The sequence below is a fragment of the Glutamicibacter arilaitensis genome (genome assembly GCF_044793945.1).
Classification (GTDB): Bacteria; Actinomycetota; Actinomycetes; order Actinomycetales; family Micrococcaceae; genus Glutamicibacter; species Glutamicibacter arilaitensis_B.
This window is the reverse complement of record NZ_CP084994.1, coordinates 3,902,481-3,926,631: the sequence shown is the minus strand read 5'-3', so window position 1 is coordinate 3,926,631 and position 24,151 is coordinate 3,902,481. Positions and strand designations below refer to the sequence as shown.

The window sequence follows — 24,151 nt, the reverse complement described above, 5'->3', positions numbered from 1 at the left end:
TAAGGGCGTCCCACTTCCATCATTTAATGCAATGTTGATCACATAAAACCCGAATCCGGGCTTTATTTTCGCCATTTTGGCGACGCTATCACCACTGATTCTATCCACTATCCACATGGTTATGCACAGTCCGGTGGAAAAAGTTAGCAGTTTGGTTGTGGAAAACGTCTTTTCCCTTGATATCTCGGCTTTTCAAGGTGCCCGTGACGTGGTTTTTCATGCCAAAATGTGAGGTGTCTTTCGTTAAAAGCTGTAGTAATCCACAAGTTTGGGGTAGATTGTTCACAGGTAAGACTCCGATATTCACAGGGGCGCCGTTACCGCGCGCCAATTTGACCTACGGCTCGATTTTTCCTATCGTTATTCAGTCCTATGTGTGCGTTTTGTGACCTGCTCAGTTTTTAGAAGAGCCCGCGAAATCACGCATTTTATAAAGAACGAGCGTCAGCCTGTTGTTATCCAGCTAGCTAGTAGCGGGTACGGCGCATCACTTAAATTTCTTGGAGTGTCACCGTGAGCAAGCGGACTTTTCAGCCAAACAACCGTCGTCGTGCTAAGAAGCACGGTTTCCGTCTTCGTATGCGTACCCGTGCGGGTCGCGCAATCCTTTCGGCTCGTCGCGGCAAGAACCGCACCGAGCTTTCCGCATAAATTTGTGGATCAGCATTTGGCTTCATAGTTCTGATGGAATCAACTAGATCCGTCTAGGCCAATAATGTTGCCAAAGAATCAGCGATTGCGCTTAGCGCAAGACCTTACAGTCACAGTACGTTCCGGCGCCCGAAGCGGACGCCGGAACGTCGTGCTATATGCACGCCCTCGCCCCGAAGGGGTCATGGGGGACCGGTTTGGATTTATTGTTTCCAAGGCAGTGGGAATTGCGGTTAAGCGGAACCTTGCGAAACGTCGCATGCGTGAAGTTGCCCATGAGCTTAGGCGCGTGGATGGAAACCTGGACATAGTCGTTCGTGCCCTGCCTGGAGCCGCCGAGCTCTCTTGGGACGAGCTGCGAACGCAGGTTAACACTGCTTTCGCATCGGTGCTTCGTAAAACAGAGGCCCGCTGATGCGTAAGGACATAGCTTTCCGAACTGGACCGGCGTGGTTCATCATCGATATTCCACGCAATCTTCTTATCGGGTTTCTTAAGTCCTACCGAAAGATCATCTCGCCAATTTATGGCGATGTATGCCGATACTTTCCTAGCTGTTCTGCCTATGGGCTCGAAGCGGTGACTCAGCACGGTGCCATAAAAGGCGTCGTTTTGACTGCCTGGCGGGTTCTGAGGTGTAATCCATTTTCCCACGGCGGCGTAGACCACGTTCCTGAGGGGCCACGGATTTGGCCTGAAGGTAAACTGCCGAGGATCATAGTTCTGAATCATCCTGTGATTCCCGACGATGAAGACGCCGCGGATAGCGGCCACAAGGAGCTTGACCGCTAATGAACTTTCTAGACACGATATTGACTCCGTTCACGTATTCCGTGTCGTGGGTCCTGTGGGCCTTCCACGAACTGTTCACCATCATGGGTATGGACGAGGGCTCGGGCGTGACATGGACGTTGTCCATCATCTTCCTGGTCCTGCTCATCCGTACACTGTTGATCCCGGTCTTCGTCAAGCAGATCAAGAGCCAGCGTGCGATGCAGGCGCTGCAACCTGACCTGCGAAAGCTCCAGGCTAAATACAAGGGTAAGACCGACCAGATGTCGCGTCAGGCCATGGTTCAAGAACAGCAGGCGCTGTTCAAGAAGCACAAGACCAACCCATTGTCTTCCTGCCTGCCTCTGCTCGTGCAGATGCCATTCTTCTTCGCACTCTTCCGTGTGCTCAACGAAGCCTCCCGTGCCAGCGACGACGGCCGTTCAATCGGCGCCCTGTCCGCTGAGCATATCCGCAGCTTCGACCAGTCCTCGATCCTCGGGGCTCCGCTGTCCGAGACCTTCTTGGGCACCATCAACTCCGGGGCCATCAACTGGGCAGTAATCATCGTTGCTGTCATCATGATCCTTGCGATGACCGCCTCGCAGTTCTTCACCCAACGCCAGCTGATGACCAAGAACATGAGCCAGGAAGCACTGCAGGGCCCGTTCATGCAGCAGCAGAAGATGATGCTGTACATCCTGCCTTTGGTCTTCGGCATCGGTGGTATCAACTTCCCAATTGGTGTGCTGATCTACTGGACGGCTTCGAACCTTTGGACCTTGGGACAGCAGTTCTGGGTTATTCGTAACAACCCAACTCCAGGCTCTGAAGCAGAACGTGAACTCAACGCCCGCCGCGCTGCAAAGGGCTTGCCTCCTGTAGGGCAGAAGAAGCTGGACGAGTCCGAGACCCCAGCGATCGAAGAACCTAAGGGCCAGCGCGAGCAGCCAAAGCGTAAGAATCGCCGGAAGAGGTAGTTATGACTGCAACTGAGAACACCGATGTGAATGAGCTGACCGATCAGGTTGAGCAAAATGATGAGGTAATCGACGAAGGCGATGTTGCCGCGGATTACCTAGAAGAACTGCTTGATATTGCCGATCTCGATGGTGACATCGATATCGAACTCCGTGGTGGACGGACCTATATTTCCATCGTCGCCGATGGGGCTGCCACCGATCTGGATAGCCTCGTAGGCAAGGATGGTGAGGTTCTCGATGCACTGCAGGAACTAACCCGCCTGGCTGTTCTCAATGCCACTGGCGAGCGTTCACGCCTAGTATTGGACATCGCCGGGTACCGTGCAAACCGTGCCGAAGAACTACAGGAGCTTGCCACGGAGGCTATCTCCGAGGCCCGTAAGTCGGGACAACCGGTGCACCTAGAGCCGATGAGTGCGTACGAACGCAAGCTCGTTCACGACGTCATTGCGGATGCCGGACTGCATTCGGAATCCGAAGGTGAATCTACCCGTAGGCACATCGTCGTATCGACGTTGGATAACTAAGTAATTCGCATCGCGCGTTTTCAATTGTTCAAAGGAACTATGCAATGACTGAGGACCTCAGCCTTACAGCAGCGGAGACCGTAGCTGCCGAAAAGATTTTCGGTGACCGACTGGATCTTGCCAAACGCTACGTAATGCACCTAGCTACGTCAGGCATTGAACGAGGGCTACTCGGCCCGCGTGAAGTTCCTCGTCTCTGGTCCCGCCATGTACTCAACTGTGCCGTGATCGAGTCATTGATGGAGCGCGATGCAGAGGTCGCCGATGTAGGCAGCGGTGCTGGCCTGCCTGGCTTGTGCTTGGCTATCGCGCGTCCAGACCTCAAGCTGACGCTGATTGAGCCCTTAGAGCGGCGCTGTATCTGGCTGACGGAAGTAATTGACGACCTTGGCCTAGACAATGTCACTGTGATGCGTGGACGTGCCGAGCAGATGGTCGGGACTATCAACGCGCGATACGTGACTGCTCGTGCAGTTTCGGCATTGAGCAACCTCGCCGGCCTGACCATTCCTCTGCTGCACGGACAAGGCGACATCATCGCTATCAAGGGCCGTTCAGCTGCAGAGGAAATTGATAAGGCTCAGAAGGTCATTCGTAAGCTTGGTGGTACCGAAACTAAGGTGCTTACTGTGGGCGAAGACATTCTGGAAGAAGTCACCACGGTGGTTCGAATCAAGGTTGGCTAATACTTAGGCGCTAGTCTTTAAGTAGCTTTAGATGCGGAATAATCCAAGATCTGGGTATCCTTCGACATTCAGTTTAAACGCATACTAAGACGTTTGTTTTCGTATGTTTCACGTGAAACATCGTCGGTGGATTCATGGATTTTGGATGCATCATTTCATGAGGAGGAGTTTCACCTTTGTCCAAGGCTAAAGGTTCGTCGAGCAACGTTTTTGACTTTAATGATTCTTCTTCGCCGCTAGCTAGTCAGCTGGCCAACGAGCACAGACGCCGCGAAGCAATTTCGGCGCGTGAAGTGCCAACGCCGCCAAAGACTCGTTACCTCACTATTTCGAATCAAAAGGGTGGCGTCGGCAAGACGACCACGGCTGTTAACCTCGCCGCGGGCTTAGCTAAGAGCGGTCTGAACGTTCTCGTGATTGATATCGACCCCCAGGGTAACGCGTCAACTGCATTAGGCATTGAGCATCATTCGGAAGTCGACAGCATTTATGATGTGCTTATCAATGATCTTCCTTTGGCTGATGTCATTGCGACTTGTCCTGAGCTGCCGTCATTGCAAGTGGCCCCAGCAACAATTCATCTTGCTGGTGCGGAGATCGAGCTAGTTTCTTTGGTGGCTCGAGAGCAGCGGTTGCAACGTGCATTGGATGACTACGCTCGTACACGTCAGCGAGAGGGACTTCCTCGCTTGGATTACGTCTTCATTGACTGTCCGCCGAGCCTGGGTCTATTAACCGTCAACGCCTTCGTGGCCGCTAGGGAAGTGCTCATTCCGATTCAGTGTGAGTACTACGCACTAGAAGGTTTGAGTCAGCTTTTGAAGAATATCGAGATGATTCAAAAGCATTTGAATTCGAAGCTAACTGTGTCGACGATACTGCTGACCATGTACGACGGACGAACGAATTTGGCGGCACAGGTAGCGAACGAAGTGCGAGAACATTTCCCAGAGCAGGTGCTCGCTGCCGTTATCCCGCGATCCGTACGTATCTCGGAAGCTCCGAGCTACCAACAGACGGTTATCACCTATGATCCGAGTTCGACTGGTGCGCTGTCATACATGGAGGCAGCCATAGAGATTGCTGAACGGGCCGCAAGCCTCTAAGGCAGACTGTTCTGAACAACTAAAGCGGGAATTCACCCGCTTTTTGTTGTTTAAAGAATAGAATACGACCCCCAAGTACTTTATGACGCTCAAAAATGGTGAGTGTCAGCATCCCCCTAGTTGGTCACGTAAACAGTAGACTAGTCGTGGGTTGAGAATTTGGATGAAAAGGAGTGCCGCTAGATGGCTGACAAGAAGCGTGGCTTAGGCAGGGGACTTGGTGCACTGATTTCCAGTTCACCATCCGGTGCCGCGGCAGAGACTAATGAAGATGTTTCACGTGAAACATCCAAGCCAACTATTGAGCAGCACAAGGCTAAAGCAGCTCGTCCTGTAGACATGTTTTTCGAGCCAGGACGCAAGTCGGCTTCCTCTACACCGAAGGCGGCAGCTACAAGGAGTACGAAGAAGCCTCGAGCCGCAATGCCGGGGCTCAACACGACGGTATCGCCACGCAGAACCGAACCAGTATCGCAGGATACTGATAGGGGAGTAGAGCCCGAAGAGTCGGCAAACGACTTAGTAGAGGTTCCTGGGGCTCGTTTTGCTGAACTCAACGTTGACCAGATCCACCCGAATCGTAAGCAACCCCGAACAAATTTTGACCAGGAACACATGGATGAACTCATCCATTCGATCCGGGAAATCGGCCTTCTCCAGCCAATTGTTGTTCGACCCTCGCGTGAAGACAACGATGCCCCATACGAGTTGGTTATGGGTGAACGTCGTTGGCGAGCGACTCAGGCCGCAGGCCTGTCAACGATTCCGGCGATCGTCCGTGACACGCAAGATACCGACCTGCTTCGAGATGCGCTTCTTGAGAACCTTCATCGTTCGCAGCTCAACCCACTAGAAGAGGCCGCGGCTTACCAGCAGCTTCTTGAGGAATTTAACTGCACCCAGGAAGTACTCTCTGATCGTATCGGCCGATCGCGTTCGCAAATTTCGAACACAATCCGTCTATTGAAGCTGCCAGCCCTAGTGCAACGACGAGTTGCCGCCGGTGTATTGTCTGCTGGACATGCACGCGCACTACTAGGTCTATCTAACGGAGAAGCAATTGAGCAGCTCGCCCAACGTATCGTCAACGAAGGACTGTCGGTACGTGCTACGGAGGAGGCGGTAGCGCTCAGCGGCGACAAGCCAGCCAAGAAAACCGCTAAGCCACGCGAGAATCAGCGTAATGAGCGATTGGATTTCCTGGCTACGTCTTTGGCTGATCGTCTGGATACCAACGTCAATATCCAACTGGGCTCCAAAAAAGGTAAGGTCAGTATCGAATTTGCGTCGGTCGAGGACCTAAATCGAATCATGGAAGTTCTAGATCCGGAACTGAAAAAATAAATTCTTGTACTTGTGGTGGCGGTTATGTTTCACGTGAAACATAACCGCCACCGCTGTTTCTAATGCGAGTATTTGAGAGCAATTCGTCGCATAGGGGGAGCCCTGGGCGCCTCTATACGACGATGTATCGGACTATGGCGTTCAGGAGCGTCGTGTAAGGGGCACTAGGGGCCTACGGGGCATCACAGCGGAGCCTTGTGGCCCTGTACGGGAGGGCGTTTCCATAGGGTAATGGATACCTGCTATTCGTGGGAATGAACATTCAGTAGCTTCCTTGGATCGCATCGGCGTAAATATTGAAGCCCGTGGTGACCTACCAAGAAATCTTCTCTAAAGCGGAGCCGGCTCGGACCGGAAATGTGTCGGACCTTGAGACTGATTGCCGAAATCGGCAACGGTGACAGATGTTCTCTCTGCCCGCGATATTCACGGAATACCGTAATCAAACATCTTTGGAGCTGATATTCGAACACTCGAAGGCCGTGAACTTAGATTTGAGCTAGATCCTCATGGTCACTTCCTGATTGAAGAAAGGTTGGTTGGGCCGTATCACCGTCTCTTAGTAAGACTTAGAACATCCTCCTTCGGTAGAAGGAACGACGGGATGCAACTGGGATACCCTATATACGTCTCACTTCCAGTACCTCGGTAGTCGACCTACTGTGGTTCTACATAGGCGGATCGAACTCATTGCAATAAAACTATGATCCTGATGTATGGAGTCGACGTCGATGAAGATCGCACCCCTATGTGCAACTGAACAGGCCCAAGATGATGTTCCATGACCGCTTCAACATGGCGTCGTGCAACGTGATGGCAACATCGAGTGGCACTGAGGCTTTTGAATAGTTTTCTCAAAATTGGCGATGGTACTCTGCTGTAGGAACATTTGCGTCTTGCGGTCTGTGAATAATCGAAGGTTTTGGATTCAGCAGTATTCCAGTTCAGAGCCACCCGTAATTGCGGATCAGAGCCACCCAATATTCTCGTTCAGAGCCATCGGCCACCTTGCCAGTTGACTGACCGCCCAGAACCAACTTTTCACCGCGACGGCCACCCGTTGCTGGTGATCATGTTCAAATTCTGACTGCTGCAGCGGTCGTCTTTTGAGGATTCCTTGGAGGGTAATATTCATGCGCTGAGGACCGAACGATTGCTAGAACCAATCTTGTTCGAGTTAGCCAATCTGGTTGAAACGACCAGGAAAACGGCGTGCTTCTCCTTGGGACAGACAATACTCGCGGTATTGTGTTTTGTTAATCTCGATCAAGTGCTCGCGGATCTACTTCGGAAATAAGATGGGTTTCATTAGGACGATCGTGACAGATAATCCTTCCGCTGCCTGAAGGGGACTATTATTCCGAGCCTTCCAGGGTATTGCGAATAATACGCGTGCGGGAAAAGAAATGAAGGATGTCTCGGTTTCAGCCGAATGGGTTCTTCCATCTCCATTGGGGGAGTAGCCGCTGAGAGCATTAGACTGCAGACTCACTCGTGCGATTTCGATGACCAGAGAATCTGGGCAATCCTGGGAACCATGGTTGCACAACGAAGTAGAATTTACAGAAATTGAATTTTCTAGCTGCGGCTCATGTCAGAAACACTGGCGTTCTTGAAAGAGAGTATGGTGCACTTCGGACGGCACATCAGCAACCAGTGTTGAGCATGTTTATGTCGGTACAGTGTTTTCTCTCGTCCATCGTGGCGGCTGATCATGAGCCTAGGACTATCATGAATCGTGTTTTGGCCAAGTTGAACTCGGGTAGCGTATCCTGCTCTCGCCTGAACATTCGTCGTCGACCAAGAATAGTTATGGAGACGCAGTCCGTGTTGGTCAGGTTATCGCCGTAAAACGCCACCGAACCAGGTAACTGAACAGGGATCAGTTGCCAGCGGGACAAGAGGATTTAACGGTTTGGGTATCACCTACAATTGCGCTCGGGAGCCACCGATATTGTCGCTGGGAGCCAATACCGCCGGAGATGAGAGCCATATAGCCTTCAACAGATCTAGCGGTTCCTGAACGGCAGCAATCTTCCCGAACATGTATCAGCTTCTGGTCCCGATCCAGATGGTGCTGTGGATGATCAGAGACAAGCTGCGCTGCTGTGGCGCTCCAGGGGCTCGATCAGCTCACGGAACACCTTCCATGCGGTTGTGCTCCGCCACCACCAGTCATTGATTGACACCCGGACGGATGCCCTAATACTCGCTCAGAGACGTCACGATGTCCAAGGGGTTGTGCCGGACCAGAGCTCGTTTCGACTTCGAATCCGTCGGTCCGCATGGTGGGATCAAATCCTGTCTGGCAAAAGATGGCTTCCAACAACGCCAACGATGGCTCCGAAAGAGAATATTTGAATGAACCGAACAGACGTATCCCGGGCATAGAGCTATTGGACAGATAGTGGTCTTTACACGTTGGCTACTAGCTGTTGTGTACCGATTCAGTCGGATAAACTCTCTGGAACTCACAGAGTTGCATCAGAACCCTTGAGGCATCCGTATCGGTACGGTTGGTCCTGCCGGCAGCCACATAAGTTCAACTTAGTGCTTATTTTTGGGCTCTGACACCGGAACTTATCTGTTTCGAAATTTATGTCGGGTGAGCGTTCCTGAACCAATTGGCGATCCATTGCTCATTCATAACGTCATAGCGTTTGAATACGTGGCATTGTCACGTTTCACGTGAAACATTTTCTGAAGTTCGATTGATGCTGGAAGCAATGTTCTATAAGCAGCGTTGTAATCGGCCAGGACAAACTGCCCATATGCTGCCGAAATGTTGCCCACTGATTATCAAAGAACATCTCGTTATCAGCGCGCACGCCATCAACGTGACTCGAGCCCCTTCTTGGGGGTGATGACGATGTCTAGTCACATCAAAACCAAGAAGTGGCCCTATATGACGTCTGGCGGAGCAATCATGGAAATTCTCGCAGCTTGCTACTTAACAAGATCGTTTCGTTCCGGCGGTGACCATGCCGGATGCTCGCACCACACAGTCGAGAAATAGGTTGCAGCCCGTGATTCGGGCACCCTGCTCCCAACAACCACGCCGCGGTGAAAAACTCCGTTGATTTCCTCAAATACATCGATCGGTAGGTCGAGGCGAACAAAAGCAGAATGCGCGCGGGCTAAGTCCAGGAGCGGATCCATCAGGTCCGCTACACCGGTTCAGCGGGCTCCACCCTGGCGTGTGGTGAACCAACGAGTTCTTGCTACATGGGCCGCCGAGCCTGGGAGTTGACTCCAATACGATTTCGGCGACGGATCGATCCGTGACAGCTTCGAGAGGGTTCTGTTCATGGCTTGGCTGGTTTGGTCACGATTCCGGCTTGTCATCCCCTTACGGGATAAAGGCATGTTCATGGTATTCGCGGCCATTGACCAGAACTTACGGATCATTTGCGGAACCCCGACCTACGTGCTGACCGATATCGATCAGTACCATATCGGTTGCTCGGCGAACAAATGTGGGTCCGCATTAGGGGGAGGGTGCGAGCGCGTAAGTGATTATCGTGCACCTTAGTGCAGATGGGCCGATAGAAATTGCTCGGGGTGTTCAAGCGAGCCCGGGGAGTGACGCATATAAACGGGTCGATTACTCTGACCGCGATGAGAAAGTCCCGGAAGTGAAGCGCCCCAAAGCCCGCAGCCAGGCTGAGAAGGACTTCCTTGCCCTGTTCGAAGGCGTCCTTCGACGGTTGTTGGCAGTCGCTGTAGCCGGTACTGAACGGACGAACTTGAAGACAGCTGAAGCAGTTACGTTGGCCAAATTCCAAGGATGAGTCCGGTGGACCGCGCCTTGGGTTTGGCTGCGCGAATGTGTGGTTCAGGCACAGGGATCTGCCTTCCATTCTTGAATCAGCTGTTGTGGGGCAGCCGTGTCGTCAAGCTCCCGAACAGCAATCGTTGAGCCAAGGAGTCTGGTCTCGGGCTGATTCCGGATACTTGCCACTAATACCGGTGCACCGCAGTTGGCTGAGGTGTTGGACCTGCTGATGCGGCAGTTGAAGATGCCTCACGCCAGAGCTCTAGCGCGCGAACTGTTTTCGGCGGCTGAGTCGCAGCGGTTAGAGCCGGCCGAGGTGCTCAAATGCTTGGTGGAGGTATAAATCAGCTGCCGGACACGTTCGACGCTCGTTATCCGACGCAAATCCGCAGGCTTCCCTAGGTCGAGGAACTTCGGGTCGTGGGGTCTGTTGCTTTCGACGATCCCGTTACAGACGCAGCAGGCATTACACACGTTGGAGTAGGTGCACCGCAAGGAAAATCTAGTGGTTGGCGGTCCATCGGGCACGGGAAAGAGGTTTCTTCTTGAGGCTCTGGGCCAATAGGCTGCTGAGGTAGGTCGGCAGGTCGCGTGCTTCACGTTGGAGCAGTTGGCCGGGATTGTTCGTTCTCATCTGGTTGATGACAGCGTGAACAAGGTGATCGTGAAGGTACTGGGTGCTGACTTGATCATTATTGATGATATCGGCTTGCTGGCGGTGACCGGTGATATGGCCGAATCACTTTGTCGGTGGTTGCATGCTGCATACGAGAAGTGTTCCATTACGTTGTCTACTGTCATGGTGGACAGGTTGTAGCACCATGCTCATATTTGTCAGCCGAGTGGTTGACCGGTGAGGCTGCGGCAGGCTCTGGCGGGTAAAGGGGTGGGTACGTTTAGCTAGCCGTGTCATACAGAACTTAATTCCCGTGTGGTCAAAAGATGTGTGGGGGAGGGGTGTCGCTTCCATTTTTGTTGCTTGTCCTCTTCAGTAACCGATATCTGAATTTCCGGTCGTCTGATAATCACTAGTAGTGTCATTTTTGTCCATGAACTGTGCACGTGGGATCAGAAGCTGGAAATTATCCTAGGAGAAATCGCAGCCCTCACTCGTGCGTTTGAGCGCTGGGAGCGTTCTCAGAGTTTGCCGTTGAGAAACCGTTGAACCGCTTGGGCGTCCAGAGCTGGCCCTGGCCGAGTGAAGATTTGCACTCAGTACGAGCAGTCGGACACAAAAGCGATATTCTGCCGTGGTGTCTACGAACAGGAAGCAAGTATTCGGGCTCGTCAACTTATGATGAATATGGCAGATAGGTGTTCTCAACGACTTAATTGGGGGTTCTATATTTGACTACGCGTCAACCGCTGGCAATAGCCGGAACGCACCCTGATTGTTGTCGGCACTCTATCCTCTTGATGATCGTACGAACGCTGTTGTGTTTCATGTGAAACATAGTTGCTCTTTACACACCATGCGACGTAATAACCATGTCGATTTTCGGTCAAGTGAATATTTGCTGCTGTTGAGGCCAGCAATATTGCGAGTGGAGATCATCCAGGGAAAACAAGAATATTATCCGTGGGAGCCACCAGTGACATCGTTGGGCGCCACTTGATCGTCGACGGATGACCGTTCCCGTATGTGAGTCGGCCGGGCCGGAGATGGGCAATGGCCCCCGACAGTCCAATGGGCGTTGCTGGCTCCGGACGAACAGACGGTTCAATCCTGCCAGCGCGACGCTGTCACTGCCGGAACTCACCATCGGAAAGTGCCTGCACACGCTGCTTGATCACATTTCTCGCCGCCGAGGCCAGATGGTGTTCCGCACGCAGTGCCTCAAGGCGAGCCAGCGCCAGAGGCCTGGCCCCGGCGTCCACGACGACGTTGCCATGGAGCGAATCATAACGCCATTTGACGCCCTGCTGGAAGCCGCAATATGGGGGAGAAGATCGGCACCGTTAGCCATCGTTGGATCTATTTGGGGCAGCTAGCTCCCACCGGGCAGCTACTGGCCTCCAGCGGCAATATCACTGGCCCCAAAGCGTCGAATACTCAGTCAAGAACAAACATTTTCACTTCTCCTTGTCGCTGTTAGTGGTTTTTGCTAGGAATGAGTTTTATCTGGGGACTCTTCATTCAAGAAATTCGGCTGAGGTAGAGGCGTGTGAACAGCTATAGTTCGAAGGCTGGAAATCGCAATTTAGCTTTCTAGCTGATAATCCTGAAGATAGGCATGTTTCACGTGAAACAAATAGTCTCTAGTAGCGAAGGGGATTTGACTGGGTCGGCGATCGTGACGGCGGGCGGGACCTACGAACTTTCACTAATGCCACCGACTTTCCCCTGACCGGGCCTGGGGGCCCAATACGAGGGCACTAGGCCGTAACGGGGGATTGCAGAGCTCTACACAAGTGTGGATATTTTAACAACAATAGTTCCGGCCCATCGCGACGAATCGACTCGGCACGGCAACTCGTGAACTAACGGATGGACTCATCGGCTCTATTGGAGTGTTGCAGCTAGGCCGCGATGAGCATTTCCGAGCAGTCCTCCATGGGTGACCTGATCAAAATTCCTTATATTCTCAGTAATTTCGCGGAATAGAACTTGGGTGCATGAAGCGAATTTACATGCTTTTTTAGCCTCATATTCTAGTTACCAGCGGAATTCGGAGCGGAGCGATGGATGATGCCCGCCTGGAATGAGGTTACGCTGCCTCTGCCACTAATGATCACAAAGTACTAGAACAAAATCGAAGCGGAAGTATTGCCTACACCATGCTCATTGCAGGAATAGGTTACGAGAGTGGAAGGATTTCACCTGCGAATTGTATTCAACCGGGAGCATCGCGAGGCCGGTAGGCAGATCGAATGGGAAGGCAGTGGAATGCTTCAACAATGGTCGATCCAATGCCGATCGGTGACAGAACCGAGTGGATTTTTACCGTGACTCGCGCGGTTTGAACATCTATACCGATCCCATACCGCCATGTCGCAACCAAAACATGATCACTGAACGGTTTGAATCAATCGGTGGATGGGGGATCGTTTGCTCTCAGATAATTCCGATGACGAAACCATGCGCAAAGTTCACCGCAAGCAATGTGAAAATTTGTCGCATATTGCACTACTTACTGACAGGACCATCCGTCATTCTCCCTCGCGTCCGCAGCTCACCGCACGACGAAGCATGACTCATGCGGCGAGAATTTCATGCACCGGATCTTGCTGGCAGTGAGCCTTAGTTACTCTGAGAATAGGAGCTTGGTCAATACGCACAAAAGTCCTCACATTACATGCAGCATCAGCTGCTGTCTTTCAAGGATCGAAGTTTGTGATGCAGCCTCGCCTTATCAGCTAGGAGCACTGGGCGTCGTCCGCTTCTGCTCTGTTACTGCGTTGGCCGCAGCTACTTTTGGTTCCAGCTAAATTGAATCACTAAGTCAAAGACACTCTTGGTTGTTAGCCGGTGGTGGTGCCGAGATATTTTAGATTGAGTTGCGAATTCTGGGTTGCTGCGAGGCGGGGTGAAGTCCTCGGCTGTAGCCAAGCCCGCGTTACCTGCAGTTAGTCGGGAAATGCTGGCTTCGTCGTTGGACAATCCTAAATCGACTGTCTGACATCGCGAAAATTGTAATCATTGGTATTTTATGTTAAAACAAACTTAAAATATTGATTTATCGCATTACATTTCTGGTTCGCGTTTTCTGAGCGTCGTTCGTTGGCGCTGACCTGCGGTAGGGACAAAAATAGACGTTGAGCCAAAGGCTCAACGTCTATTTTGACAACTACTTAGGGTTTACAGGTATTCTGCAAATTCCTTCTCGATGACAGCCTTTGGCTTAGCACCGAGCGAAGAAGCAACGTGCTCGCCATCCTTGAAGACAAACATTGCAGGAATGCTGGTGATGCCGTACTTCGCGGAGATTGCCTGGTTCTCATCGATGTTGAGCTTCACGATGGTGACCTTGTCTGCGTGCTCTTCAGCGATCTGGTCCAGAATTGGGCTCAGCTGACGGCAAGGACCGCACCATTCTGCCCAGAAATCTACGATGACTGGCTTCTCGGACTCCAGAACTTCTGCCTGGAAGGTTGCTTCAGTTACTGCTTTAGCGTTACTCATGTGAGTGAACCCCTTTCTGAGAATTATTAGTTGGCTACCTTGGCCGGGGTCTTGACGTTGGCCAAGTAGTGCTCGACGTCCTGAGCAGCGGCGCAGCCGGATGCTGCAGCGGTGATTGCCTGACGGTAGTTTGAATCGATGACATCGCCCGCTGCATAGACACCAGGCAGTGAGGTACGCGAGGAACGACCGTCGACGGCGATGGTGCCTTCAGCGGTAAGCTCCAGCTGATTCTTGACGAGATCGACGCGTGGATCGTTACCGATGGCAACGAAGATGCCGGTGACATCCAGTGTGGACTCTTCGCCGGTGTTGCGGTTTTTCACGACGAGGCCGTTGACCTTGTTTTCACCGTTGATCCCGACAACCTCGGAGTCCCATACGAATTCGATTTTTTCGTGAGCCAAGGCGCGATCCGCCATGATCTTCGACGCGCGAAGTTCGCTGCGGCGGTGCACCACGATAACCTTGGCCGCGAACTTGGTCAGGAAGAGAGCTTCTTCCATTGCGGAGTCGCCACCGCCGATGACGGAGATCGTTTGGTCGCGGAAGAAGAAGCCATCGCAGGTCGCACACCAGGAGACTCCGTGACCGGAGAGGCGCTTCTCGTCTGGAAGACCCAGCTCGCGGTAGGCGGAGCCAGTGGAAACGATCACGGTGCGGGCGCGGTATACGGTACCGTCTGCCAACGACAGGGTCTTGATTTCGCCGTCGAGTTGCATCTCGGTGACATCGTCGAAGAGGACCTCGGCGCCAAAGCGCTCGGCCTGCTTCTGCATGTTGTCCATCAGGTCCGGGCCCATGATGCCCTCGGGGAAACCTGGGAAGTTTTCGACGTCCGTGGTGTTCATCAGTTCGCCACCGGCGGTGACCGAGCCGGCAATGACCAATGGTTTCAGGTTCGCACGCGCGGTGTAAATCGCAGCGGTATAACCCGACGGGCCGGAGCCGACGATGATTACGTCGCGGATTTCGTCGTTCTGTGCTGAAGTCACGAGGGTAGAACCCTTTCGTTCTAATAATGCGAAGTGGATAGCAAGGTCTAACCTCACTATCCACCTCAACGCATTGCTTTGGTAAAAAATTCCGCGTCTATTACTTGGCGGAGAACTCGCCGATCTGCAAACCGAACGGGCGGGACTCGTTGGCACCCGAAGCACGGCGTGGTAGATCGGTGACATTGAGGAACACGTGGGTGCCCGCCATCTGGTCGGTGTCATCGCCCTTGACCGGTACGGAGATCGAAGGACCTGAGAATGAGCCCTTGGCTACAGACTTCGCATCGCCCAGATCATCTGAGGTGCCCACGAGGATCTCGTAGTCGCCGCCAGTAGCGTTCAGACCCTCGAGATTGATCTCGGAGATCCCTGATTCCTCTTCAAGTTCCAGGATAAAGACCATATTCGAGGAGAAGCCACCGAAGTTGCTTGTGGTGTACGAGTAGGTCTTGTAGGTGCTGGAAGGGTTGCCGTCGATCATATCGCTGAGTGTGTCGTCGGTTTCAGCATTCAGCTGCTGGTTACCCGGCACCAGACGAGAGACATCATCGACCTTCGGCGCGGGCAGCGGAACACCAGTTGGAGTTTCAGGCTCGCTCTTGGTCGACTCGGCCGCGGTTTCGGTAGGGGCGGCGGAAGGGCCGGCGGTTGTGTCCTTGCCTGCGCCACCCAAGAAGTTGAAGGCGAAAACGATACCGATGATCAATACCGCGATCAACACGGCACCAACGAGCAAACGAATGCCCTTCGAAGTGCCTTCGTCTTCCTCTTCTTCCAGCGGCTCTGGAATGTCCTGTGCAGGAACGCCCTTGGCAGCTGCCGGGAAGGTAGAAGCCTTCGGTGCGGAAGCTGCTGCAACGCCTGCCATGGCTGCTGCCTTCTTTTGTGCAGGCTTCTTGGGGTCTTCCTTTTTCGGCTCTACTTTTTTCGGAGCAGATCCCTTGGACTGGGCGGCAGCCGCGAGGGCGGCCGTCGCGGTGACATTAGGTTCCTCGTCGTCTTCCAGACGGGTCACCTTTGGCTTGGGAGCTGCGGAATCCTTATTTGCAGTTGAGATAGGAGTTGCAACTGTTGGGGTGGTTACCTGTGCATTTGGTGCGGTCTGATCGTCGGTATTCTCATCGACGTACTCATCTTCGTTGACAGTTTCCGCAGCGGCAGGATTCTTGCGACCAAAACGGTTCTTCAATCCGGCGAACCCGCTGCTCAGCGCGTTGCCAACCTTGTTCTGTTCTTCTGGCTCGTCTTCGTAGCGAAGCTGCTCGTAGTATTCTGCATCGTCTTCGTACGTCTCGGGTACCGACTGACGAGACTCACCGAAAAGTTCTGTGCCTAGGGTGTCAGTGAAGAAAGGTTCGACGTAAGGGGTGTCTTGAGCCTCGAGCACCAGATCCAGCAGGTCAGCCGAACGAGCGACGTTCGCGACCAAGTAGCTTTGATTCGTTTCGGTGATGCCTAGGTCCAGTACCTGGACATTGGCTTGACGCTCGCCCATGGCGATTTCACGGGCGCTAGTTGCCAGCTGCGAGGAGTTAGCCGCGGAAGCGACCATGATACTGACCGATCGGTTGAGCACCTGATCGATGCCGCCAAGCACCAGATCTCCCTCGGCTGTGGTCAGAACGGTTTCGGTGACCTGGTAGCGTCCGCTAAGGACAGAACCGACATCGATAGGCTGCGACACGTGCATCTCCAAGGTTTGATTGCTTCGAACGGCAGGCAGACCCACCATCCTTCATGTTACCTGCCCAAACGCGTCATTTGTTGGTCATTTGAGCAGAATCACGGCTTCGGTAAGCCCGGAATTCTACGCAGTAGCGGGCCGAGGAATCCTGCGAGCTCCGGGACCTTGGTCCGATGCAGCAACAACACAAAACTTAAGGCCATAACTAGGCCGACAATACAGATCGTGACTGCGGCGCTGAACAGCGAGTCGTAGGCAAATCCGAAGCTAAAACCACCCAATAAGGCTAGAGGGATGCAACCAATAATTGCCGACAGGGTGGCCATCCAACCAATTCGTATATAGGTGTCGATGACCTTGGTGACGCCGTAGTCGCCGTAGCGTCGTTTGATCAGGTAGTGCGTGATGACCGCCGAAATGACATTGGTGATGCCGTAGATGAAGGCAATCGCTGCGGCGATGTTTATCGGGTCGACCAGCCGGGTAGCCAATAAGGCACCGATCAGGCCGATCGCGGCAATGCTGCTCTGGATCAACATCGGAGTACGGGTGTCTTCGTCGGCGAAAAAGACGCGCAGCATGAAGAACTGGATCGACTTGAACGGGAGCCCCAGAGCGGTGAGCACTAGCAACTGGCCGATTGCGGCCGCCGCTTGAACTGAATTTTCAGAGGTGCCGGCGAAGAGGCGCCCCATCGGACCGGCCAAGACGATGAAGACCAAGGTGAAGAAGATGATGGGGATCGCGGTAGAACGCATGCCCTGGTTGAGCAGTGGTCCGATATCTTTGCGACGGCGGTCGGCAAAAGCGCGGGTGAAGTCATTAAAAAGAACCGTGGCCACGGTCAGCGCAAACAATGAATGCGGCAGAACGGTGATTAGCTGCGAGGTATTCAGTGCGTACTCGCCGGCCACAGAGGCAGCTTCATCAGGCGATAGCTCGGTACGGGCTGCCGTCGCGCCTGAGACGATTTTCGAGTAGATCAAGGAAGATACGTTGCCGATGATCATAGCGGCCAGCGTCCAGATAGCTAGCCGGCCGACGCGGCGCAATCCCATCCCGCGCCAGGAGAAATCGAAGCTGAGCTTGAGCTGAGTCTTCTTCAAAGGCCATATCAACACCAGAGACTGCATGATGATGCCGAGAGTCGCACCGCCTGCGAGCCAAATAGTTTTTCCCGTGCTCCACGAGTCCATCGGATCGCCCGAAGAGTAGGCGCCGAAGACCAGCATGAACGTGCCAATGACCAATAACTGGATCAGGTTGTTGGCCGCAGGAGCCCACATGAAGGCGGCGAATCTGCCGTGCGCGTTGAGTACCTGTCCAAGCACCGCATACAGCCCGTAGAAGAAGATCTGCGGCAAAGACCAATAAGCGAAGGCGGTGCCAAGCGCGATCATCGGATCGGTCCAGTTATTGGTGAGCGCAATGATAATTGGCTGAGCGCATAAGGTCAGCACAACGGTTAGCGCGCCCATCACCACGATGGTGAGAGTGACAAGCTTCGAGGTGTAGGCGGCTCCACGGTCCTTGGCCTTGGAAGCCTTGATGAGTTGTGGAATCAGCACCACGTTGAAGACGCCGCCAGCTAGCAACATGAAGATGATCGTCGGGATGACGTTCGCCTTCTCGAAAATATCTGCCACCGAGGTGACCGAGCCTATGGCCATGGCTAACATTGCGGTGCGGACGAAGCCGAGCATGCGCGAGACCAACGTGCCCGAAGCCATCAGCGCATAGGTCTTCGACCTTCCACCGGAAACCGGGGCCGCTGGTGTCGCTAGTTCTGTAACCTGTTCGTGGGTTCCGGTATTCGGCTGGTCGGAACTGGGCAGTGAATTAGGAACCTGAGACATACTTCGTAAGGACCTCGCGTGCCAGGTCAGCGATCCGGCGTTCATTAGGGAAAGAAAGGCGCTTACCGAGCGCATTCAACGGTACCCATGCGACATCTACAGCCTCATGGTCGGGGTCGTTCTCGATTGTGAGGTGACCGCCGGTGGCTTCCAAGAGGAAGTGGTGCACCGTCTTATGAACCCGGTAATTGGTTACTGTGAACCAGTAATCAACGGAGCCCAGCGGAGCGAGGATTCGGCCTGCGATGCCAGTTTCTTCCTCGATCTCTCGGACGGCTGCTTCCTCATTAATTTCTTTGCCCTCGGGATGCCCCTTGGGAAGGCACCATTCCAAACGTCCACCGCGGTTGTACCGTGCGATGATTGCGACCGGAAAATCAGGATTGTCGAAGTCGATGACAATGCCGCCGGAGGAAACTTCTTCGACCGTTGGAAGTGTCTGAGGACCGCCGGACGTCTGCGCAGAAGCCATTGACGCAGTCAATGGCGTGCGCTTTGGGGCAGACGGGATCGGACGGTTCATGAAACCACTCTATCTAGTTTTTGGCGTTCTACGCCTTAGCGACTTGGACAAGAGAGGTATCTCGCAAGGAAGTTCCGTGATTTTTCAAGCGAGAACTAGAGAAATCTGGCACGCTTAAGGAACTATGCACGCACTTCCATCTCATGACGCCTTGCGCCAGATCCTGCCTTCGGTCATTTTCGAGCTCGCCGATCGTTTCGTTCGGGCCGGTCATGAGATATCGCTAGTTGGCGGTCCGGTCCGCGATCTCTATCTTGGCCGTGTTTCTCCCGACCTAGATTTCACCACTAGTGCCAAGCCGGAGCAGACCATTAAGGTGATCTCGGGGTGGGCTGACAACATCTGGGATGTGGGTCGTGAATTCGGGACCATCGCCCTTAAAAAGGGCGAACATACCCTAGAGGTAACGACTTACCGAGCTGATGCCTATGACAAAGATTCACGTAAGCCGATCGTGGCCTTTGGCGATAATCTGCATGATGATCTCTTTCGTCGCGACTTCACCATGAATGCCATGGCGCTACGCTTGCCAGATCTGGAACTGGTGGATCCCTTTGACGGAGTCAGTTCGCTGCGCGATGAGCTGATACGCACACCAGGTTCCCCGGATATTTCCTTCTCGGATGATCCCTTGCGGATGATGCGAGCCGCACGCTTCGCATCTCAGCTACGCATCGAGGTGTCCGCCGAGGTGCGACAGGCGATGAGCGAGATGACCGAACGCATCGATATTATTTCTGCCGAACGAGTACGCGACGAATTGGTCAAGCTGATCAACGGAGCCGACCCGCGCGCAGGCATCGATTTACTCGTTGATTCGGGGTTGGCCGACAAGGTTCTGCCCGAGGTAGCAGCACTGCGCCTGGAAATCGACGAACACCATCGACACAAGGATGTCTATCAGCACTCGCTGACTGTGCTTGAACAAGCGATCGGACATGAAACAGATAGCGAAGGTCCTGTACCGGGCCCAGATTTCATTCTTCGCTTTGCATCGTTAATGCATGACGTTGGGAAGCCTGCCACGCGTAAGTTCGAATCTAATGGCGCAGTTTCTTTCCGACACCACGACATGGTCGGTTCGAAATTGGTGAAGCAGCGCATGCGTGCCCTGCGATTCGACAAAGAAACCACTAAGGCTGTGGCACGTCTGGTTGAACTGCACATGCGTTTCTATGGCTACGGAGACGCCGGTTGGACCGATTCGGCAGTTCGTCGTTACGTTACCGACGCAGGTGACCTGCTCGACCGTTTGCATCGATTGACTCGTTCGGATGTAACTACCCGAAACCGTCGCAAGGCCGAGCGCCTCGCATTCGCCTATGACGATCTAGAAACGCGCATTGCCGAAATCACCGAGCAGGAAGAGTTGAAATCAATTCGCCCTGATCTGAACGGTGAACAGATCATGGCCTTGCTAGACATTAAGGCCGGTCCGTTGGTCGGTCGCGCATACAATTTCATGCTGAATCTGAGGTTGGATGACGGACCACTTGGAGAGCAGGTTGCCGCAGAGCGGCTCCGTGCGTGGTGGGCGGAACAACCAGAAGCTGAGCAACCTGCAACTGAGAAATAGTTGTAGTTTGCGCACGGAGGGACGATATGGGGTGAACCCGAATCGTCCCTTCATGGCTTTAAGAAACTTAATTAAGAATTTGGGTAAATCACTAGCGCGTGCGAATTTATCCATGTATGCTGAATATTGTGATTGGGAAGTCTCAATGAGACTTGCAGATCAAAAAGACAATAACAAATGAGTCTCGTGCTTTGCGCGATTGATTCGGACAGATCTTTAGGAGGTGGGAAACGTGATTACAAATCGAGATAACTGGAATTATGGCGGCATGCGATCAGGCAATATGACCATTGCAAATCGCTGGCTCGGCTTTGCCGCGCGCCATGGCGTTTCCCCTGCCTCCGGAATGATGGATTCCTAGACTTCTACGAATTCAAACAAAAGTTCCTGGGGTGGTTAGTCAGTAATCGACACTCTCCCTTAGGAACTTTTTTCATGTCTGCTCCACTTTTTGATAGCTCTACGCAACGGGCAGTTCGGACCTCGGAACTCATCTTCGCCGGCCCTGAAAGCCTGAAAGCTCGCGCAGTTTCTACTACGCATCAAGATCTTCCCACCTCCCCAATCTGTTTAGAAGGGAGGGAATAGTGATGAAAAAGCGTTTTGGTAAGAACCGGAAACAACTGGATAGCGCCGAATTAAACCGCCGACTGAGTCAGCGGGAGCTGGTTAACCATGTGCCACCAGAAATGTACCTCCGTATCCGCTAGTTGAGTTCAACGCCATTACCGTTGTTCTGAACTATAGGAAAAGGGGTGCGAAATGAACTCGCATACGATTCAGCAGAGGCCCGCCGGCCTATCAGCCGGCGGGCTTCTCCGCGTCCGGGGCAAACCACGCCGAAAAGACGGTGAAACTTAAAAAGATCCGTGCGTAGAACTCTATTTCAGAATTCTACGCACGGATCTTTTTAATTCGCCCCGGTTGGGACTGTTTAGCGTTCGATATCGCCGCGGATGAAGGCCTCGACCTTAGCGCGAGCAGACTCGTCGTCGTACTGCTCTGGCGGGGACTTCATGAAGTAGCTAGAAGCCGACAGGATCGGGCCGCCGATGCCGCGGTCGAGCGCGATCTTGGCTGCACGCACAGCGTCAATGATGACGCCGGCCGAGTTTGGCGAGTCCCAAACCTCCAGCTTGTATTCCAAGTTCACTGGAGCGTCACCGAAGTTACGTCCCTCGAGGCGAACGAACGCCCACTTGCGGTCATCTAGCCAGGCAACATAGTCGCTTGGGCCGATGTGCACGTCGTCAGCGGTGAGCTTAGCCGAGGTGTTCGAGGTAACTGCCTGAGTCTTGGAGATCTTCTTGGATTCCAAGCGATCGCGTTCCAACATGTTCTTGAAGTCCATGTTGCCGCCGACATTGAGCTGGTAGGTGCGATCAAGCACCACGCCGCGGTCTTCGAAGAGCTTAGCCATCACACGGTGTGTGATGGTGGCACCGATCTGCGACTTGATGTCGTCACCCACGATAGGTACGCCCGCGTCGGTGAACTTCTGAGCCCATTCTGGGGTGCCTGCGATGAAGACCGGCAGGGCGTTGACAAAGCCAACGCCTGCATCGATAGCGCACTGAGCGTAGAACTTTGCTGCGTCCTCGGAGCCCACTGGCAGGTAGCAGACCATGACGTCTACCTTGTTGTCCTTCAATGCCTTGACGACGTCGACAGGATCAGCGGTCGACTCTTCAATGGTCTCTCGGTAGTACTTGCCCAGACCATCTAAGGTGGGCCCGCGCTGCACTGTGACACCGGTGGTTGGTACATCGGCGATTTTGATGGTGTTGTTTTCGCTGGCCAGGATGGCGTCGGATAGGTCGAGTCCGACCTTCTTCGCATCCACATCGAACGCAGCAACGAACTCTACGTCGGCCACGTGGTACGCACCGAATCGAACGTGCATCAGGCCTGGTATAGAGACATTTTCGTCGGCACTTCGGTAGTACTCGACACCTTGGATAAGGGAAGTGGCGCAGTTACCCACACCAACAATGGCAACGCGAATCGGGTTCGCCGACACATGAACTCCTAATGAAATATACAAAACTGTGGGCAAAATGGCCGCGCGATAGCACAGTCTATTAATGGGCCCTTAATGATCTTAAGACCTTTTGGTCAAGAAACATTCCCATAGTGGTTGCAATCACCGGATGTTTCGACGAAGCGTTTGCAGTCCATCACCTGGAAGTCGCGCAGCAACCCGTAATAGTGCCGATCAACCTACCGGTTTTGTACATGACCAAAATTTGATATGCCTATGACTGGTACCCACTTTGCAACTATTGATGGACTTCATGTGCAAAGTGGATTTTGATCATGACAGTGATCTTGAGTTTGGTTGTCGTGACAAATTGATGGATCTGCGAATTTTCAGTAATACCCTGAGCACCGGTGTCGGGAGTGCCGTGCGCACTCGTTGACGCAGTGGCTGGTGCTTGATGTAAGCCAGTATTTCGGGATCTGTTTTTAGCTGACCGGCTCGGGCTCTATGCGCGAGGATGGTCAAAGACTCATTGAACGTGTTGTCCACACGGTGAAAGTAGTTCTCGCGCAACCAGGGTTTGTTTGCAGGTTCAAAGTTCAAATCCTCGAGGTCCTGCAGAGTACCGAGCAGTCCGGAGGATTCGAAAACAACATTGATCATGTCAGCATTTACACCGAAGTCTGAGAGCACCATGGTCGGTAGTCCGCGATCGATTGACTCGAGCGCCGCTGTGGATGAAACGGTCACGAGCGCACTATTCTCCGTGAGTACTTCGGACATGCTGCCGGTTACAAAACGCAGATGCGTGGACTTTCCCAATCGGCCTGAGTGAACAAGTTCTTCGAAAAGTAAGTCATAGGGGTAGGCCTCGAGATGAGTCTGAGGTTCACCTGCGCGCGCTCGCAATTTGACCATGACTTCTAGTCCCGGATTGAGCCGTGCGGCCCGCTCGAGCGATACGAGAATGCTTTCGCGTTCTGATTTGCCAAATGGCACTTTGGCCTGAGGCGCAAAGACGAGTCGCTTGATCGGGGCAGATGAATCGGTGGGGAAACCGGAAGAGCGCAGAAAGGGAAGCTTGCTGACCATGATCGTTGGCTGATGACCCTCATTGTCGAGATTCATAAATGAAAAATCTCGCGCCTCGGCGTGCGAATGGCAAATGAATGCGTCACCTGGTCGGCGATAGTTCCATCCCTTGAGGGTGGCCGGATAAGCGACCCCGGGAAGAGCGGAGATCAGTGCGGTGCTTCGTTGATCCACCGGTTCGGTACGCAGCATCCGGGCATATAACTCGGCAACGACCGGCCCCGTGGCGGCAGCGAAGACAATATCTTCGCCAACCGTTTGCGCATTGAACTGGTTCAACGCTAAGACCTCTAGATCTGTGGGGTCGAGATCGGTACCCTCGAATGCCGCGGCAATCTGTTCGTCGGTGGGCATGACAGGAGTACGCGCCAAAACTACCCGACGGTCCCAACTTGGGCCCAATCGGTGCAGAAAGCTGGTGGCGAGTTTCAGATACGAATCCGAATCCGCGACCGCGAGAATTGCTGGTTTCACG

The 24,151-nt window shown here is 53.4% G+C and carries 18 protein-coding genes; 11 read left to right on the top strand and 7 right to left on the bottom strand.

The features are described from left to right. Positions 1 to 513: 513 nt before the first annotated feature. From rpmH to LG294_RS18210, 9 genes are all read left to right on the top strand, one after another. Positions 514 to 651: a 50S ribosomal protein L34 gene (gene rpmH, locus LG294_RS18250; RefSeq protein WP_096282909.1), complete on the top strand. Its 138-nt coding sequence runs from the start codon at positions 514 to 516 to the stop codon at positions 649 to 651. Between the two features lie 64 nt (positions 652 to 715). Then, positions 716 to 1,066, top strand: a complete 351-nt coding sequence (gene rnpA, locus LG294_RS18245) for a ribonuclease P protein component (protein WP_404288295.1) — start codon at positions 716 to 718, stop codon at positions 1,064 to 1,066. Beyond that, the gene (yidD, locus tag LG294_RS18240) at positions 1,066 to 1,443 is read left to right on the top strand and encodes a membrane protein insertion efficiency factor YidD (protein ID WP_404288293.1); all 378 of its coding nucleotides are present in this window, start codon (positions 1,066 to 1,068) and stop codon (positions 1,441 to 1,443) included. The genes rnpA and yidD overlap by 1 nt, the downstream gene beginning before the upstream one ends. Further along, positions 1,443 to 2,402 carry a membrane protein insertase YidC gene (gene yidC, locus LG294_RS18235; protein WP_404288291.1) on the top strand — a complete coding sequence of 320 codons (960 nt, stop codon included), beginning with the start codon at positions 1,443 to 1,445 and terminating at the stop codon, positions 2,400 to 2,402. The genes yidD and yidC overlap by 1 nt, the downstream gene beginning before the upstream one ends. A 2-nt stretch (positions 2,403 to 2,404) precedes the next feature. Further along, the gene (locus LG294_RS18230) at positions 2,405 to 2,932 is read left to right on the top strand and encodes a protein jag (protein ID WP_404288289.1); all 528 of its coding nucleotides are present in this window, start codon (positions 2,405 to 2,407) and stop codon (positions 2,930 to 2,932) included. A 44-nt stretch (positions 2,933 to 2,976) separates the two neighbouring features. Next, positions 2,977 to 3,618, top strand: a complete 642-nt coding sequence (rsmG, locus tag LG294_RS18225) for a 16S rRNA (guanine(527)-N(7))-methyltransferase RsmG (RefSeq protein ID WP_404288287.1) — start codon at positions 2,977 to 2,979, stop codon at positions 3,616 to 3,618. Between the two features lie 176 nt (positions 3,619 to 3,794). Continuing rightward, a complete protein-coding gene (locus LG294_RS18220; protein ID WP_404288285.1) occupies positions 3,795 to 4,724 on the top strand; it encodes a ParA family protein in 930 nt (309 codons plus the stop codon). 183 nt (positions 4,725 to 4,907) lie between these two features. Beyond that, complete coding sequence (locus LG294_RS18215; protein ID WP_404288283.1) at positions 4,908 to 6,068, top strand: ParB/RepB/Spo0J family partition protein; 1,161 nt, start codon at positions 4,908 to 4,910, stop codon at positions 6,066 to 6,068. A gap of 4,376 nt (positions 6,069 to 10,444) precedes the next feature. Then, entirely contained in the window at positions 10,445 to 10,660 is a 216-nt protein-coding gene (locus LG294_RS18210) for a hypothetical protein (RefSeq protein ID WP_404288281.1), read from the top strand. A 2,982-nt stretch (positions 10,661 to 13,642) separates the two neighbouring features. Here the strand turns inward: LG294_RS18210 and trxA are convergent. The 5 genes from trxA to LG294_RS18185 all read right to left on the bottom strand — a co-directional run bounded on the left by trxA (position 13,643) and on the right by LG294_RS18185 (position 19,027). After that, complete coding sequence (gene trxA / locus LG294_RS18205) at positions 13,643 to 13,966, bottom strand: thioredoxin (protein WP_096282898.1); 324 nt, start codon at positions 13,964 to 13,966, stop codon at positions 13,643 to 13,645. A 26-nt stretch (positions 13,967 to 13,992) separates the two neighbouring features. Beyond that, positions 13,993 to 14,961, bottom strand: coding sequence for a thioredoxin-disulfide reductase (gene trxB / locus LG294_RS18200; protein WP_404288278.1), 969 nt, complete (start codon positions 14,959 to 14,961; stop codon positions 13,993 to 13,995). A 100-nt stretch (positions 14,962 to 15,061) separates the two neighbouring features. Continuing rightward, a complete protein-coding gene (locus LG294_RS18195) occupies positions 15,062 to 16,648 on the bottom strand; it encodes a hypothetical protein (RefSeq protein ID WP_404288276.1) in 1,587 nt (528 codons plus the stop codon). A gap of 98 nt (positions 16,649 to 16,746) precedes the next feature. Beyond that, on the bottom strand, positions 16,747 to 18,504 hold the full coding sequence (gene murJ, locus LG294_RS18190; RefSeq protein WP_404288274.1) for a murein biosynthesis integral membrane protein MurJ: 1,758 nt from the start codon (positions 18,502 to 18,504) through the stop codon (positions 16,747 to 16,749). Then, positions 18,488 to 19,027: an NUDIX hydrolase gene (locus LG294_RS18185; protein WP_404288272.1), complete on the bottom strand. Its 540-nt coding sequence runs from the start codon at positions 19,025 to 19,027 to the stop codon at positions 18,488 to 18,490. The genes murJ and LG294_RS18185 overlap by 17 nt, the downstream gene beginning before the upstream one ends. A gap of 124 nt (positions 19,028 to 19,151) precedes the next feature. On the opposite strand from LG294_RS18185, the gene LG294_RS18180 reads away from it, so the two are divergent. Both LG294_RS18180 and LG294_RS18175 read left to right on the top strand, forming a co-directional pair. Continuing rightward, the gene (locus LG294_RS18180; RefSeq protein ID WP_404288270.1) at positions 19,152 to 20,603 is read left to right on the top strand and encodes a CCA tRNA nucleotidyltransferase; all 1,452 of its coding nucleotides are present in this window, start codon (positions 19,152 to 19,154) and stop codon (positions 20,601 to 20,603) included. 232 nt (positions 20,604 to 20,835) lie between these two features. Next, positions 20,836 to 20,964 (top strand): hypothetical protein, encoded by a 129-nt coding sequence (locus LG294_RS18175; protein ID WP_404288268.1) that lies wholly within the window; start codon positions 20,836 to 20,838, stop codon positions 20,962 to 20,964. A gap of 573 nt (positions 20,965 to 21,537) precedes the next feature. On the opposite strand, the gene LG294_RS18170 is transcribed toward LG294_RS18175, so the two are convergent. Further along, the gene (locus LG294_RS18170; RefSeq protein ID WP_404288266.1) at positions 21,538 to 22,623 is read right to left on the bottom strand and encodes an inositol-3-phosphate synthase; all 1,086 of its coding nucleotides are present in this window, start codon (positions 22,621 to 22,623) and stop codon (positions 21,538 to 21,540) included. A gap of 294 nt (positions 22,624 to 22,917) precedes the next feature. Beyond that, positions 22,918 to 24,150, bottom strand: a complete 1,233-nt coding sequence (locus LG294_RS18165) for a DUF6716 putative glycosyltransferase (protein ID WP_404288264.1) — start codon at positions 24,148 to 24,150, stop codon at positions 22,918 to 22,920. Between the last annotated feature and the right edge of the window lies 1 nt (position 24,151).